Consider the following 13,940-nt stretch of genomic DNA (forward strand, 5'->3'; position numbering starts at 1 on the left):
CAGGAGTCAAACGATGTAGACGAGAATAGCCGTGGCAATAGAGTCGTTCCCCCGTCCGATCAGTACGCGACGACGCTTTTCAGCGCTGCTCTCAGTGACCGCACTGGGCGTTTACTTGCTGTTGATCGTCGGCGCGACGACCTCACTGACGAACGCGACCGCGTCGTGTTCGACGTGGCCGACCTGCCACGCGCCGGTCGACCCGCTGAGCCAGACCGAACTCGCAATCGCGTGGGCCCACCGGCTGACGGCCGCCGTCGTTGGCTTGCTCGTCGCCACAACGGCGATCGCCGCGATCCTCGGCGACGTCTCGAGCCGTGTCCGATCGATACTCGTGGTCGGCGGGCTCCTCTACGTCGTCCAGGTCGGCGTCGGTGCCGTCACCGCGACGGTCGGCCCCGCGGCGATCGTTCCCGGCCTTCACCTCGCACTCGGGCTCGTGATCTTCTCGGCGATCGTCCTCGCGCTCGCCTGGGACCTCGAGCTTGCGACCGGCAGCGACGACGACGCGATCGAGTCGCCGGAACCGCTCGAGGAACTCGAGGAAGAGATCCCGACCGCAACCGAACGCACGCTCCCCTCGAGCCGGCTGGCCCGCGCCCGGCTCACCGCGATCGCGTACTTCCGAATGACGAAACCGCGGCTGATGTGGCTGCTCTGTCTGGTCGCCGCTGCCGGCATGGCGCTGGCTGCCGGTTCCGACCTCAAGCTCTCGACCATCCTCGCGACGCTCGGCGGCGGTGTCCTCGCGATCGGTGCGAGTGGCACCTTCAATCACGTCCTCGAGCGCGACGTCGACCAACAGATGTCGCGGACGGCAGAACGGCCGCTCGCGGTCGATCTGATTCCGGTTCGAAACGCGCTCGCGTTCGGATTTGCGTTGACCGTCGCGTCGCTTGCGTTGTTCCTGACGATCAACCGACTGGCCGCGGCGCTCGGCCTCGCCGCGATCCTGTTTTACAGCGTCGTCTACACCCTCATGCTCAAGCCGAACACGGTCCAGAACACGGTCATCGGCGGCGCTGCGGGGGCGCTACCCGCGCTCATCGGCTGGGCTGCGGTCACCAACGAGATCGGTATGCCGGGACTGGCACTCGCGGGCCTGATCTTCCTCTGGACGCCGGCACACTTCTACAACCTCGCGCTGGCCTACAAGGACGACTACGCCCGCGGTGGCTTCCCGATGATGCCGGTTGTTCGCGGGGAGACCGTCACCCGAAAACACATTCTCTACTACATCGCCGCGACGCTTGCGAGCGCAATCGCACTGACCTGGATCACCAACCTCGGCATGCTGTACGCTGCGACGGTCGTCCTCTTTGGGGGGATCTTCCTCTGGGCCGCCGTTCGCCTCCATTTCGAACAGACCGAGGCCGCGGCGTTTCGCTCGTTCCACGCCTCGAACGCGTTCCTCGGAGCCGTGCTGGTCGCAGTTCTGGTAGACGCGATGGCGTTCTGAGCGGACGAGTACCGACACTCCTGCGGGGTGCATTTCAGACATATTCGCTCGCCTGTACGCTCTCGAGTCACTCCCGTCGTCACTCGGTTCGTGAGTGAAACGCAGGGCAAACGCGATGACTGCGTCGCGGAGCCACTCGAGACAGGCGGGACCCAATCTCATACTACTGGACAGCAGTCAATACGAAGCCGGTCGCATGTATGCGGCCGGCGTCACGTCGTTCCGTCCAGCAGTATCAGTAGTAGCCTCCCCCATCAGCGTCGCTGCCATCGCCGAGTGGATCCTCGATGGTTTCATCACCGATGCTCACCTTCATACTCATCCCCGACAGGTCGGCGTCGCCGTGGACGCTGCAATAGACATCGTACACCCCGCTTCCCCCGAACGTGTGGGTCGTCTCCGCGCCGCCAGGAACTTCGCTGTCTTTCTCCCAGTTGTCCGAGGCTGCCGTGACCGTATGGCGCGTCTCGTCCTCGTTGGTCCACGTGATCGTCGCATCCGTGTCGGCGTGGACGTTCCGCGGATCGAACTGCTCATCGACCATCGACACGTCAGTGGTCTCTTCGCCAACCGGATCGCTCCCACCCAGACAGCCCGTTACGAACAACGTCGACATCCCTCCTGTCGCTGTGAGAACTGTTCGACGGTTCATACATGTTACCATGCGTATTTCGATACAATAGCTGTTCGGAGTGATCGCTTTGGCCGACTGTTTCGATCCGCTGTCGCTATCCCTGACAGGTGTCGAGCGTCCGCCAGTCCGGTCGAACTCTCGTGGTCCGGACAAGCGTGCTGTTATTCCTCGAGACGATCGACTGGCATACTGCCCGCTGGGTATCCACAACGACAACCGAAGCGAGCGCCGACCGAGGCCGACAGTTGTCCGCCGAGAAGACACCGAAACGACGGTGACTGCTCGAAACCACCACGAGTCAGCAGAAACGACTGTGTACGAAGCTCAGTCGTCGTTTACCACAGCAGGCTCGGCCAGACGAACGTAAACAGCAGCCAGATAATTCCCGTCAGGATGACGGTCATAATCGCGTTCAGGATGAGCCCCGTCCGGAGCATGTGGCGCTGTTTGATGTAGCCGCTGCCGAACACGATGGCGTTCGGCGGCGTCGCAACCGGGAGCGCGAACGCGAAGCTCGCGGCGATCGCCCCGGAAACCGAGAGGAAGAGCGCGGTCGAGAAGTCCGTCAGCCCGAGCGTCGCCGAGAAGACGCTGCCCAGGCTGATCAGGATGGGAACGATGATGCTGGTCGTCGCGGAGTTCGACGTCATCTCGGTCAGGAAGATGACCAGCAGGACAACCGCGCCGATGACGAGGACGATGGGTGCGCCGACGAGCCCGCCGAACACCGTCTCGGCGATCCACTTCGTCGCGCCCGTGTCCGCCAGCGCGTTCGCAAGCGAGATACCGCCGCCGAACAGCAACAACGTGCCCCAGTCGATGTCGACCAGTTCGTCCCACTCCATCGTATCAGCCAAGACGAGCGCCGGCACCGCAGCGACGCCGACCATCACGTAGTAGAGCAGGCCCTGATGGCCTTCGACGCCGAGGACCGTCATGCCATCGCCGCCGAACAGCGTCGTCATCCAGGCACTCGGGAGGTACGGCTCGAAGACTTTACCGAGGCCGCCGAGCATCCAGAGGCCGGCCGTCGCGGCGAAGATCAGCGCCACGCGCTTGCCGCGCGGGTCGAGTTCGCCTTCTGCCTCGAGCTGTTCGCGAGCGATGGCTCGAGCCTGGTCGACCTGTGGAATCTGTGGCGGGTACAGCACGTACGTCAGGAGGAACCACACCAGCGGGAGCGTCACGACGACGACCGGGAAGCCGACGAGGAACCACTCGGCGAACCCGATCTCGTAGTCCAGAATGGCGTTGAGCTGACCGACGAGGATCGCGTTCGGCGGCGTGCCGATGATCGTCCCGACGCCGCCGACGCTCGCTGCGTAGGCAGTCCCCAGCAACATCGAGATCTGGATATTTGTGAAGTCGCCCGTCGAGCCGACGGCCCCACCATCGGTGGCCGTATCGGCCGCGTCGGCTGCGTCAGCGTCGGGTACCGGTTCTTGCGACGACGCAAGGTCGTCGCGATCGAGCACCTGCGTGAGAATCCCGACAGCGATGGGCGTCATCATCGCGGCCGTCGCGGTGTTCGAAACCCACATCGACAACACGGCGGTCACGATCATGATCGCGAGAACCAGCCGTCGCGGCGAGCTGCCCATCTTGGCGATGGTGTAGAGCGCGATCCGCCGGTCGATATCGTACTTTTGAATCCCGTTCGCAAGCATAAAGCCCGCGAGGAACAGGAAGACGATGTGATCCGCGAACCCCGCGAGTGCGGTGTCCATGGAGTTGTAGATGCCGGTGCCAGTCAGCAAGACAGGAATCGTCAATGCGGTGACCGCAAGCGGAAGCGTCCCGGTCACCCAGAGGAAGCCGGCGAAGAACATGGTCGCGATTGCGTACTGGCCCGCGACCGAAAGACCGGCCGGCGTGGGTGCCGCTGCGATCGCCACCATCCCGATCCCCGCAAGGAGAAATTGTACTAATCGTCTGTTTAAACCACCCAACAGTCCATGTATCATTGATACAGGCGGGAATTATCATTATTGTTCTTAAGCCCTTCTATTCGTGAACCTGTCACTAGAAGTGATCGACGATCGCCCGTACCTGCTCATCGGTGAGTTCGGTGCTGTAGAGATCCAGCAACGTCTTTCGTCGCGCTCGAGACAGCGATCGATTCCCGCTCTCGAGCATCGAGACGTGTGCCTGCATGAGTTCGTCTATCTCTCGTTCGACCGCCCGCTGCTCGTATCCGGCAGCGACGCGGAGCAGTCGCCACGCAAGCGGCGTGATCCCATCCGGATCATACAGGTCCGAAGCACCCATGCATAATCCGACAGAGAAAGCATAGAAGTGTCTGTTGGAACTCACGTCAGGAGAGCAAGTCGCTCTGCAACCTGCTTGTCGCTTCAACCTGATCGCGTTATGCTTCCACGAACGCCCTATTCGTCACATAGCCGCCGTGCGAGCGGGACTGCAGTGACTGGAAGTCGCTATTCGTTCCGCGATCGAATCCCGAGGAGCGTAAACCACGATTACCGAATTTGGGTAGCCGGTGCCAGTCACCGATTGGACAGGGATAACACGGATTTGGAAGTCCCTCATCGCTCATTACGAAATCCGGGTGCAACGATCGCTCGAACGGATTCTCACGGCCGGACTGTAACGGCCGGCACGTTTTTTCAGCGCCTTCGCGGTAGGACTGAATATGAGTGAGTCCACAACCAACGACCCGGCGACCGGTGACTCGTCCACCCGGCAGCGTGGCTCCGACGGGGAGAAGTGGCTGAGTGGATTCGTCTCCCTGATCGGGCTATGGATCGCCCTCTCGCCGTTCGTCTACGGGCCGGCAGCGTCCATGCTGTGGAACGACCTGCTGGTCGGCGGTGCGATCTTCCTGCTGGCCGGCTACAACTACTACCGGCTCACCAACGCCGACGCCACCAGCACCGGCGTGATGTCACTCGTCGCCCTGCTGGGATTGTGGGTCTTCATCTCCCAGTGGGCCATCGGCGGCGAGTTCGCGATGAGCGGCCTCGAGGCCGCGTCCACCGGCCTGATCTGGAGTAACATCCTGTCAGGCCTCGTCGCCGCAGGACTGTCGGCGTACATCGCCTACACCGGCGGCCGCGAGGTTCCACGCGGGACGGCCGCACAAACGTAACCGTCACCGTCGTGGATACGGCTCGGTCCCTGCCTCGGGCGTCCGTCGCTCGAGCAACTCGAGGACGGGTTCGCTTGCGGCTAGCCGAATCCCGAGTTTCGTGAGCTGGTCTCGGAGCGTCGCTGGCACGAGCGTTCCGTACAACGAGCCAAGCAATGGAAGTGTACCGACACGGTAGTGGGTTTCTGGATCGGGAACCGTCGCAGCCGTCAGAATCGTCTCGGCGACGTCTTCGGGGTTGTTGACGAGGCGGCCACCGCCCTCGACGGCGCGAACTTGCTGGAGCACGCGGTAGAGATCGGTATACTGCGTCGGTCTAACGACGGTCACGTCGGCGTCTGTCGCATCGATCGTCACGTCCTCGTCCGTGGACGACGGCGATCGCGCTGCCGTCGCGGCCGCGTCGAGTTCACGCAGGGCGCGATCGTAAAACGGCGTCGCGACGAGGCCGGGTTGGACGACGACGACTTCGACGTCCGACCCGACCAGTTCCTGTCTGAGCGCGTCGCTTAGCCCTGCCAGGGCCCATTTCGATGCGTTATAGCCGCCGATGCCGGCCAGCGCGAGGCGATCGGCAGCACTGGTGACGTTGATGATCCGGCCACGACCGCGTTCGCGCATACCCGGTACCACTGCCCGTATCAACCGATGCGGGCCAAAACAGTGGACGGCGAACTGGCGCTCGAGTACGTCCGTCGGTACGTCTTCGACCGGGCCGAACTGGCCGTAGCCCGCGTTGTTGACCAGACAGTCGACACCGCCGGCTTCGTCGTGGACGCGAGCGACGACACGTTCGATGTCCGCTGGTTCGGTCAGATCGAGTGCGACGGGTTCGGCACCGCGGTCAGCCAAGTTCTCGAGGCCGTCTCGGTCGCGGTCCCGCGCGGTCGCGTAGACGTCCCATCCATCGGCCAGCAGTGTCTGGGCCGTTTCGTAGCCGATGCCCGACGAACAGCCGGTGACGAGTGCAGTCGAAGGCATGCGATGTGTTATGCTATCATGAGTAAAGGGCGTCCCGTCAGTAACGTCCGGAGACTGTCACGAAATACGAGACGTTTCGCGGCACCGAGGGGATGACATATCCGATGATTGGTTGTCAGTTCCGACAGGTCCCACGACCCGTCGTGCCGATACGCCAGAACCGACTTCCAGCAGTCCGTCTCAGTCGTCGAACGGGTCGAAGTCATCAGGAGGACCTGCATCGTCGGGTGGTCCGGCACCGACGGGCGGACCACGCTCGCGGTCGTCCGAGTCGTCGGTAATGCCGGTCTCCTCGAGTGTCCGTTCGACGATCTCGAGGCCGTCGTCATCTTCGTCGTCATCAGTCTCGGCACGGTCGTCACGATCACTGTCGACTGGCTGGGCAGCCACTCCGGGTTCGTCATCCGAACCGCTATCGACACCATCGTCGGTCGGATCGCTCGTGGCCGTCGCCGATTCAGGCTCATCGGCGTGCTCGCGGTCGTCTGGCGCGTTCACCCCATCCGAGCCGATCCCGGACGTCGTCGGCTCGTTGGTTGTCAGTTCCGGGGCGAACACGACCGCAAGCGCACTGAATACGAGTACTACGGTCACGATGGTGACGAAAAATGTGATCGTCGATGGACGATCGTCACGGGAGCGAGACATTCGATTACTCGAGGGGAGACGATCAATTCGCTTTGTTACGTTCAGTCCACAGGACCATAGGCACTGCATTCGCGTTCCCATTCGACCGGCGTCGGGCCGCTCGAGCGGGCGGTCGACGCAGCCACCGCCGGCCATGACGCTCGGCAAGACCGTCGTCCGTGGCCGAACAATGATATAGCCGGCCAACTGAGTGACACGCAACGGATCTCCCGATAATGACGAGTCATTACGATCACGCGCAGGTACAGGAGTTCTGGCAGTACGTCTGGGAGCGTGACGACGTCTACGCGCTCGATTCCGACGCCGAGGATCCGACCTACGTCCTCGGAATGTTTCCCTACACGTCGGGGACGCTCCATATGGGTCACATTCGCAACTACGCGATTACGGACGCTTACGCGCGCTATCGCCGGATGCAGGGCGACGACGTGCTCCACCCGATGGGCTGGGACGCCTTTGGTCTCCCCGCCGAGAACGCTGCGTTCGAGCGCAAGACCGACCCCGAGTCCTGGACGCAGGCGTGTATCCGGCGCATGCGCGAGGAACTCGAGACGATGGGCTTTGGCTACGACTGGTCGCGGGAGATCACCACTTGTGAGCCCGACTACTACCAGTGGAACCAGTGGCTGTTCGAACGCTTCTTCGAGGAAGGGCTCGTCGACTACGAGGCGGCGACGGTCAACTGGTGTCCCGACTGCGAGACGGTGTTAGCCGACGCGCAGGTCGAAGAGCGCGACGGCACCCGCGTCTGCTGGCGCTGTGAGACCCCCGTCGGTCGCCGGGAACTCGATCAGTGGTTCTTTACGATCACCGACTATGCCGAGGAACTCCACGACGGACTCGACGAGCTCGAGGGGTGGCCCGACGGCGTCCGCGAGATTCAGCGCAACTGGATCGGCCGTCAGGAGGGGGCACGGATCACGTTCGAGGTGTCCCACGAGACCGATGACACCGAACCTGTCGATGTCTTCAGCACCCGTCCGGAGACGATTTACGGCGCGACCTCACTCGTCGTCTCGCCGGGTCACGATCTGGCGCGGAAGTTGGCCGAGGAGGACGCCGAGGTCGCCGACTACGTCGAGACCGTCCGCGAACAGGACCCCGACGAGGTCGGCTTTTCGGGCATCGAAACCGATGCGACCGCGGTCCACCCGCTGACTGGCGACGAACTCCCCGTCTACGTCGCCGGCTACGTCTTAGAGGACGTCGGTACCGGGGCCGTGATGGGCGTTCCCGGCCACAACGAGCGCGATCACGCCTTCGCGCTCGAGCATGACCTCCCGATCGAGCGCGTGATCGTTTCCGAAGGTGACAGTAACGACAGCGAACGCGACGAAACGGAACCCTACACCGGCGAGGGCACCCTCGAGGGAAGCGGCGAGTACGCCGGCCTCGACAGCGAGACGGCCCGCGAGCGACTCGTCGAAGACCACGAGGCGCTCTCCGAAGACGTCACCTACCGGCTGCGCGACTGGCTGATCTCCCGCCAGCGCTACTGGGGGACGCCGATTCCAGTCGTCCACTGCGACGACTGCGGGCCGGTGCTGGTTCCAGAAGCGGAACTTCCGGTCGAACTCCCCGAGTTCGTCCGAACGACGGGGAACCCACTGGACGCCGCCGAGGAATGGAAAGAGACGACGTGCCCGGACTGTGGCTCCCCGGCCGAGCGCGAGACGGACACGATGGACACCTTCGTCGACTCCTCGTGGTACTTCCTGCGATTCCTCTCACCGCAGCTTGCGGACGCGCCGTTCGACACCGACCGCGCGAACGAGTGGCTCCCCGTCGATATCTATGTCGGCGGCGAGGAACACGCCATCCTCCACCTGCTCTATACACGCTTTTTCACGAAGGCGCTGGCCGATCTGGGACTGCTCGAGCACCGCGAGCCGATCGAGGAGCTCCGGAGTCAGGGAACGGTGCTGTACGACGGCGAGAAGATGTCCAGTTCGAAGGGCAACGTCGTCGCACCCGAGGAGTACGGCGCGGAGACGACGCGGCTGTTCGTCCTCTCGGCGGCCCACCCCGAACAGGACTTCGAGTGGACGGCTAACAACGTCCGCGGGGCCTACGACCTCCAGCAGACGCTCTATGGGATGGCGACCGACTTCGTCGAGGAGGCCGACACCCGCGTCGAACGCCGCGATCACGACGCGTACGTCGACCGGGAGATCGACCGGACGATCGCCGCCGTGACCGAGGAGTACGAGCGGTTCCGGTTCCACCGTGTTGCAACCGAGATTCAGGAACTCGCACGCCTGCTCCGACGTTACCGCGCGTACGACCGGCCACACGACGAGGTCTACCGACGCGGCCTGTTGACGCTGGCTTCGCTGATCGCTCCGATGGCCCCCCACCTCGGGGAAGAGCTCTGGAACAAACTCCGGGGTGACGGACTCGTCGTCGAAGCCGACTGGCCCGAGCCCGCGGGCGATCGATCGGCCTACCAGCTCGAGCGCCAGTTGGTCGAACGCACACTCGAGGACGTCCGCGACATCGTCGACGTCGCCGCGATCGACGAGCCCGAGCGCATCGAACTGGTTTGCGCTCGCGAGTGGAAGTATCGGGCCGCCGAACTGGTCGACGAGGCGAGTGCCGACGGCGACACTGATACCATCATCGAGCAGGTGCTTGCAGCCGACGACGTCGCCGCCGACCGCGAGACCGTCGGTGCGTTCGTCGGGCAACTGGTCGGCCGCGAGGACGGCGCGGAGTCCGGCCAACTGCTCGGCCCAGCCCGCGAACTCGAGGTCCTCGAGCACGCGACCTGGCTCGTCACGGACGAGTTCGGGGCGACCGTCACCGTCCGCCGGGCCGACGCCGCCGACGAACTGGCGGCGAAAGCACGACCGGGCAAACCGGCGATCTACATCGAGTAGCCGTCGCTGGCTATGCTCACGGCGACTCCCGTCGCACCCTCGTTCGCGTCTGAACGGCTCCAATGCAGCGGATTCGTGACTGTGACAGTCGATATCGAGACCCGGAGATGAGGCCACAGTCTCGAAAGACAGTTTTATTCCACCAGGTTTGGAAGGCCCGAATACGATGGTGGAGGGTGGCGATAGCAGCGACGCACAGCCAACGAAACCGCCGAGCCAGGCGGTAATCGAAACAGTCGCCGACGCGGAAGGGATCGAGTCGGTCGAGCTCGCACCGCCGCAGTACGAATCGCTTCATGCAGTCATCGACCCGGCAGCGCTCGACGCGCTCTTTGCCGCGCGGTCGAACGGCGCGACCAGACCGGGCGGAGCGGTCTCGTTTCCGTTCTGTGGCTACCACGTCACCGTCGGCGACGATGGCACGGTGACGCTCGAGGAATCGGCCGACCCAGCGGACTGAGACGTTCCAGTCAGTTGGTGCCGGTGAGTGTGCCGAAATCCGGTGACAGCAACTCGTATGCCACGGCGACTTGAGACCCGAAGCCACAGCACCGTCGATCTCGATCGAGTTCGAGGCGAACAGCAAGCATGATACGGCGGTGCTCCTAACGGTCGATAATGGCAACTGCTGATGCGAGACGGCATCTCCGGGAGCAGCCGCTGGGTGTCACGGTCCTCCTGACGATCGTCGGCTACGCGCTGGTGCTCGGAACGTTCCTGCTCGACGTGCCGATCTATCCCGACCTGACGAACGCACAGGTCAATCTCCTCTCGCACGTGATTGCGGTCATCAACACGACCGCGACGGTGGTGTTGACACTGGGCTGGTACTGGATCCGCGCCGGCGAGGTCGAGAAACATCGCTTAGCGATGGTCAGCGGCTTCGTGTTGATCCTTGGGTTCCTGGTGGTCTATCTGCTCAAGGTCGGCGGCGGTGGCACGAAGGAGTTCGTCGGCCCGCAGAACGTCTACTACGCCTACCTCGTCATGCTGGCGATCCATATCATCCTCTCGATCGTCTCGGTGCCGGTCGTCCTTTATGCGCTGGTCCTCGGACTGAGCCATACGCCCGCCGAACTCCGGCAGACGGCCCACGCCAGGGTTGGCCGGATCGCTGCCGGCGCGTGGATCCTGAGTCTCGTTCTCGGCGTCGTCACCTACGCGATGCTCAACCACATCTTCGACTACGAGTTCGCGGCGCTGCTCGTCCCGCTCGTCTGAGCGGCTCCGGCTGGGAGCTGCGTCCCAGTAGACCAACAACTTCTCACGTCAGCCGCCCGTACCGTCGAGCAACGAATGCAATTCGTCGAAGAAATCGTCGTGGACGAGTTCCTCCCCACCGTCCGGTCACTGCTGGCCGGCGACCTGCGCGATCGGGGGTTCACCCAGAGCGAGGTCGCTAATGTCCTCGGGATCAGCCAGAGCGCCGTCTCGAAGTACGCCCACGGCGACGTGACCGTCAACGATCGCATCGCCACCGACGACCGCGTCCAAGAGCTCGTCGAGCAACTCGGGACAGGGCTGGCTGCCGAAGAGATCTCTCCCGTCCAAGCGCTGATCGAACTCGAGGTACTGATCCGTGAACTCGAGGCCGGCGGTGACCTGCTCGCCCAACTCCACGAGGAGGCCGTCCCGGAACTGGCCGACCACGGCTCGAGCTTTCGCGTCCACGACCCCGAAAGCGACCTGCGAACCAGCGAGCGAGTGCTCTCGTCACTCCGGCGCGGGCTGCGCATCCTCGAGACGGCGAGTGGCTTTACAGCGCTCATCCCTGCCGTCGGCGCGAACCTCGTCGCCTGCACGCCCGACGCCGAGGACGTCGACGACGTTGCGGGCGTGCCGGGTCGGATCTTCGACGTGAAAGGGCGGGCGACCGTCCCCGCAGATCCCGAGTTCGGCGTCTCAGAACACGTTGCAAGCGTGTTGCTGGCTGCACGTCGCCACGGCGCAGATGTGTCGGCTGGGATCAACATCACCTACGATCCGGAACTGATCGACGAACTGGCCGCACAGGGCCACGTCGCGGCCGAGTTCGACGAATCCGACGACGTCGCCTCGAGTGTCGGCGCGGCGATCGAAGACGACCCGGCGGCGACGGTGCTCTACCAGACCGGCGGGATAGGGATCGAACCACTGATCTACGTGCTCGGTACCGACGCGGAGTCGGTCGCAGACACGGTCCGATCGCTGGTCTAATCGCCCACGATGGCGACGGAATCACAGGAATTCTACGGCCGCTGGGCGCGACTCTACGATCTGATCGCACGGCGCACGCCTGGGATCGCACAGCTCCGCCGGCGAGCGGCCGCCGCCTGCCGGCTCGAGTTCGGTGATACTGTCGTCGAAATGGGCTGTGGAACAGGAGCGAATCTTCCCTTCCTTCGCGAGCGGGTCGGTCCCGAGGGGACCGTGATCGGGATCGATTTCACCCGGCCCGTCCTCGAGCGGGCACGAGCAGCGACTGCGGACTATGACAACGTCTACGTCTTACAGGGTGATGCGACGCAACCACCGCTCGCGGCCGACACGCCGGACGAGATCGACGCCGTCCTCGCGACGTTCGTCGTGGGGATGCTCGCAGCGCCAGCCGGTGCGGTCGACGACTGGTGTGACCTCGTTGGTCCCGACGGGACCGTCGTGCTCGCCAATGCTGCCCCGAGCCGCGAGTGGTACGCCCCGCCGGTCAACGCCGTCTTTCGAGCGATTGTCGTTCTCTCAACGCCGCCGACGACGCAGCTTCGCTACGAGGACGATCCGGCTCGCCGCCTCGAGCAAAAGATCGACGCTGCACATACCCGGCTCCGCGAGCGTGCGGTCGCCGTCGCGGACGAAACACACGTCTTCGGCGTCGTCCGCCTGACCGGCGGCCTGCTCGGGTGACCGTCCTGAGATCGTCACCCTGACGGATCGACGTTTTCGAACGGCTCCATTCGCGCTCGAACCTCGTCAGGAAGCGGCGACGGTCGTCCCGTGTCGGGATCGATGTGGACCATCGTCGTGTCGGCGGTCGCGGCGACCGTCCCATCGACACGGATCTCGTATTCCATGGTGCAACTGGATTCGCCGAGGTTGGCTATCCAGAGTGCGACTGTCGGATCATCACCCTTCGTGATCGGGTGCTTAAACTCGATCTCGAGGGTCGCGACGACGAACGAGATGTCTGCCGCTGCAACCTCGAGGACGTCCTCGAGATAGTCGACGCGGGCGGTCTCGAGGTAGCTCGCGTAGACGGCGTTGTTGACGTGGCCCTGCGGGTCGAGGTCGCGATACTGGACCGGAATGCTGACGGTAAACTCCTTGCTCATTGTACACGTTCGAACGCAACTGCGACGAAAATACGCACCGGTCCCGGAAACGCCTCCGAGACACCCCATACGGATTCCTGTCAGTCAGTTCCGGTGCACCCGCGACCCGCATTGTGGGTGCACCGGAACATCGTGACAACAGCCCGTCTCACTCCGCGTACAGTCGTGCGTGCTCGCTACAGAAGGCTGGCTCGCGCAACTGAGCGTCGATCAGGTCCTCGTGGTAGTGGGCGTCGAACAGGCGACAGCCCTCACGGTCGCAAAACGCCTCGCCGGTCTCGAGGTAGTGGTACGCCGCCAGAACGTACCCACACAGTGCGTCGGTCGTCCGCGGGTCGTCCTCAACCAGGAAGTCGCCCTCGACCTGATTCTCGAGGACTTCCCGTGGTGGCGTCTCGCCCGAGAGCAGCGCGTGGCGCTGTTTTTCCTTGTAGTACGCCTCGGGCTTTGCGGGGGCCTCGTAGAGTCCGGGCACCGACACCAGCCCCGGCTGGCCGAGGACGGTTACGCGCTTGTGCCAGCGGCCGTCGTGGTCGCCCCATGTGCCGATGGCCCGATCGAGCATCGGGACGTGCAGCGTCTCGAGGCCCCGTTCTGCGGCGGGGAGCGCGGCGTTGAACGCCCGCTGAATCTGGACACCGTCGTAGAGGACGCCGCCTTCGCGTTCGGGATGCTCGAGGGCGCGTTCCTCGTAGCGGATCGTCCCGAGCATCGTGTTGCCCGTTCCGCGGTCGTACGGCGAAGTGACGCGCGCCTCGGCGAATCGCTCCGCGAGGTCGTCGGTGCGATGGACCTCGAGGAAGCGGTCGCGCACAGCTACGTCGGCGTCGATCCGCGCTCGCAGCCAGTCGGCGATTGCGTCGACATTGGCGACCGTCGTGGGGGCGCGATAGCAGATGACGTGTTCGACCATCGGGTGGGAGGGTGT

General features: G+C 63.9%; 14 protein-coding genes. 7 read left to right on the forward strand and 7 right to left on the reverse strand.

The window, feature by feature from the left end; genetic code table 11:
* The first annotated feature begins 31 nt into the window (after positions 1 to 31).
* Complete coding sequence (locus BSG09_RS00640) at positions 32 to 1,459, forward strand: heme o synthase (protein WP_092929047.1); 1,428 nt, start codon at positions 32 to 34, stop codon at positions 1,457 to 1,459.
* 235 nt (positions 1,460 to 1,694) lie between these two features.
* On the opposite strand, the gene BSG09_RS00645 is transcribed toward BSG09_RS00640, so the two are convergent.
* The 3 genes from BSG09_RS00645 to BSG09_RS00655 form a co-directional block, all read right to left on the reverse strand.
* Positions 1,695 to 2,111 (reverse strand): cupredoxin domain-containing protein, encoded by a 417-nt coding sequence (locus BSG09_RS00645; protein ID WP_175542110.1) that lies wholly within the window; start codon positions 2,109 to 2,111, stop codon positions 1,695 to 1,697.
* Positions 2,112 to 2,428: 317 nt separating this feature from the next.
* The gene (locus tag BSG09_RS00650; RefSeq protein ID WP_092929051.1) at positions 2,429 to 4,057 is read right to left on the reverse strand and encodes an SLC13 family permease; all 1,629 of its coding nucleotides are present in this window, start codon (positions 4,055 to 4,057) and stop codon (positions 2,429 to 2,431) included.
* 58 nt (positions 4,058 to 4,115) lie between these two features.
* Entirely contained in the window at positions 4,116 to 4,361 is a 246-nt protein-coding gene (locus BSG09_RS00655; RefSeq protein WP_092929053.1) for a hypothetical protein, read from the reverse strand.
* Positions 4,362 to 4,743: 382 nt separating this feature from the next.
* Here BSG09_RS00655 and BSG09_RS00660 point away from each other — a divergent pair, with 382 nt between their 5' ends.
* On the forward strand, positions 4,744 to 5,199 hold the full coding sequence (locus BSG09_RS00660) for an SPW repeat protein (RefSeq protein ID WP_092929055.1): 456 nt from the start codon (positions 4,744 to 4,746) through the stop codon (positions 5,197 to 5,199).
* A 3-nt stretch (positions 5,200 to 5,202) separates the two neighbouring features.
* On the opposite strand, the gene BSG09_RS00665 is transcribed toward BSG09_RS00660, so the two are convergent.
* Together BSG09_RS00665 and BSG09_RS00670 are read right to left on the reverse strand one after the other, a co-directional pair.
* Positions 5,203 to 6,180: an SDR family oxidoreductase gene (locus BSG09_RS00665; protein ID WP_092929057.1), complete on the reverse strand. Its 978-nt coding sequence runs from the start codon at positions 6,178 to 6,180 to the stop codon at positions 5,203 to 5,205.
* Between the two features lie 180 nt (positions 6,181 to 6,360).
* Complete coding sequence (locus tag BSG09_RS00670; protein ID WP_092929059.1) at positions 6,361 to 6,828, reverse strand: hypothetical protein; 468 nt, start codon at positions 6,826 to 6,828, stop codon at positions 6,361 to 6,363.
* A 215-nt stretch (positions 6,829 to 7,043) separates the two neighbouring features.
* Between BSG09_RS00670 and leuS the strand changes: the two genes are divergently transcribed.
* The 5 genes from leuS (at position 7,044) to BSG09_RS00695 (ending at position 12,587) form a co-directional block, all read left to right on the forward strand.
* Complete coding sequence (gene leuS, locus BSG09_RS00675; RefSeq protein WP_092929061.1) at positions 7,044 to 9,707, forward strand: leucine--tRNA ligase; 2,664 nt, start codon at positions 7,044 to 7,046, stop codon at positions 9,705 to 9,707.
* A gap of 166 nt (positions 9,708 to 9,873) precedes the next feature.
* Complete coding sequence (locus BSG09_RS00680; protein WP_092929063.1) at positions 9,874 to 10,167, forward strand: HalOD1 output domain-containing protein; 294 nt, start codon at positions 9,874 to 9,876, stop codon at positions 10,165 to 10,167.
* Between the two features lie 158 nt (positions 10,168 to 10,325).
* Positions 10,326 to 10,928, forward strand: coding sequence for a DUF420 domain-containing protein (locus BSG09_RS00685; RefSeq protein WP_092929065.1), 603 nt, complete (start codon positions 10,326 to 10,328; stop codon positions 10,926 to 10,928).
* A 75-nt stretch (positions 10,929 to 11,003) separates the two neighbouring features.
* A complete protein-coding gene (locus BSG09_RS00690; RefSeq protein ID WP_092929067.1) occupies positions 11,004 to 11,903 on the forward strand; it encodes a thiamine-phosphate synthase family protein in 900 nt (299 codons plus the stop codon).
* 9 nt (positions 11,904 to 11,912) lie between these two features.
* The gene (locus BSG09_RS00695) at positions 11,913 to 12,587 is read left to right on the forward strand and encodes a class I SAM-dependent methyltransferase (protein ID WP_092929069.1); all 675 of its coding nucleotides are present in this window, start codon (positions 11,913 to 11,915) and stop codon (positions 12,585 to 12,587) included.
* Between the two features lie 14 nt (positions 12,588 to 12,601).
* Here BSG09_RS00695 and BSG09_RS00700 read toward each other — a convergent pair whose 3' ends face one another.
* Positions 12,602 to 13,012, reverse strand: coding sequence for an acyl-CoA thioesterase (locus tag BSG09_RS00700; RefSeq protein ID WP_092929071.1), 411 nt, complete (start codon positions 13,010 to 13,012; stop codon positions 12,602 to 12,604).
* Positions 13,013 to 13,160: 148 nt separating this feature from the next.
* On the reverse strand, positions 13,161 to 13,925 hold the full coding sequence (locus BSG09_RS00705; protein WP_092929073.1) for a DUF7001 family protein: 765 nt from the start codon (positions 13,923 to 13,925) through the stop codon (positions 13,161 to 13,163).
* Between the last annotated feature and the right edge of the window lie 15 nt (positions 13,926 to 13,940).

Origin of the sequence: Natrinema hispanicum (genome assembly GCF_900111485.1) — an archaeon.
GTDB classification, from domain to species: domain Archaea; phylum Halobacteriota; class Halobacteria; order Halobacteriales; family Natrialbaceae; genus Natrinema; species Natrinema hispanicum_A.

Coding starts and splice junctions, on each gene's coding strand:
- BSG09_RS00645 (WP_175542110.1), bottom strand. CDS start 2,111: ATGAACCGTCGAACAGTTCTCACAGCGACAGGAGGGATGTCGACGTTG.
- BSG09_RS00650 (WP_092929051.1), bottom strand. CDS start 4,057: ATGATACATGGACTGTTGGGTGGTTTAAACAGACGATTAGTACAATTT.
- BSG09_RS00655 (WP_092929053.1), bottom strand. CDS start 4,361: ATGGGTGCTTCGGACCTGTATGATCCGGATGGGATCACGCCGCTTGCG.
- BSG09_RS00660 (WP_092929055.1), top strand. CDS start 4,744: ATGAGTGAGTCCACAACCAACGACCCGGCGACCGGTGACTCGTCCACC.
- BSG09_RS00665 (WP_092929057.1), bottom strand. CDS start 6,180: ATGCCTTCGACTGCACTCGTCACCGGCTGTTCGTCGGGCATCGGCTAC.
- BSG09_RS00670 (WP_092929059.1), bottom strand. CDS start 6,828: ATGTCTCGCTCCCGTGACGATCGTCCATCGACGATCACATTTTTCGTC.
- leuS (WP_092929061.1), top strand. CDS start 7,044: ATGACGAGTCATTACGATCACGCGCAGGTACAGGAGTTCTGGCAGTAC.
- BSG09_RS00680 (WP_092929063.1), top strand. CDS start 9,874: ATGGTGGAGGGTGGCGATAGCAGCGACGCACAGCCAACGAAACCGCCG.
- BSG09_RS00685 (WP_092929065.1), top strand. CDS start 10,326: ATGGCAACTGCTGATGCGAGACGGCATCTCCGGGAGCAGCCGCTGGGT.
- BSG09_RS00690 (WP_092929067.1), top strand. CDS start 11,004: ATGCAATTCGTCGAAGAAATCGTCGTGGACGAGTTCCTCCCCACCGTC.
- BSG09_RS00695 (WP_092929069.1), top strand. CDS start 11,913: ATGGCGACGGAATCACAGGAATTCTACGGCCGCTGGGCGCGACTCTAC.
- BSG09_RS00700 (WP_092929071.1), bottom strand. CDS start 13,012: ATGAGCAAGGAGTTTACCGTCAGCATTCCGGTCCAGTATCGCGACCTC.
- BSG09_RS00705 (WP_092929073.1), bottom strand. CDS start 13,925: ATGGTCGAACACGTCATCTGCTATCGCGCCCCCACGACGGTCGCCAAT.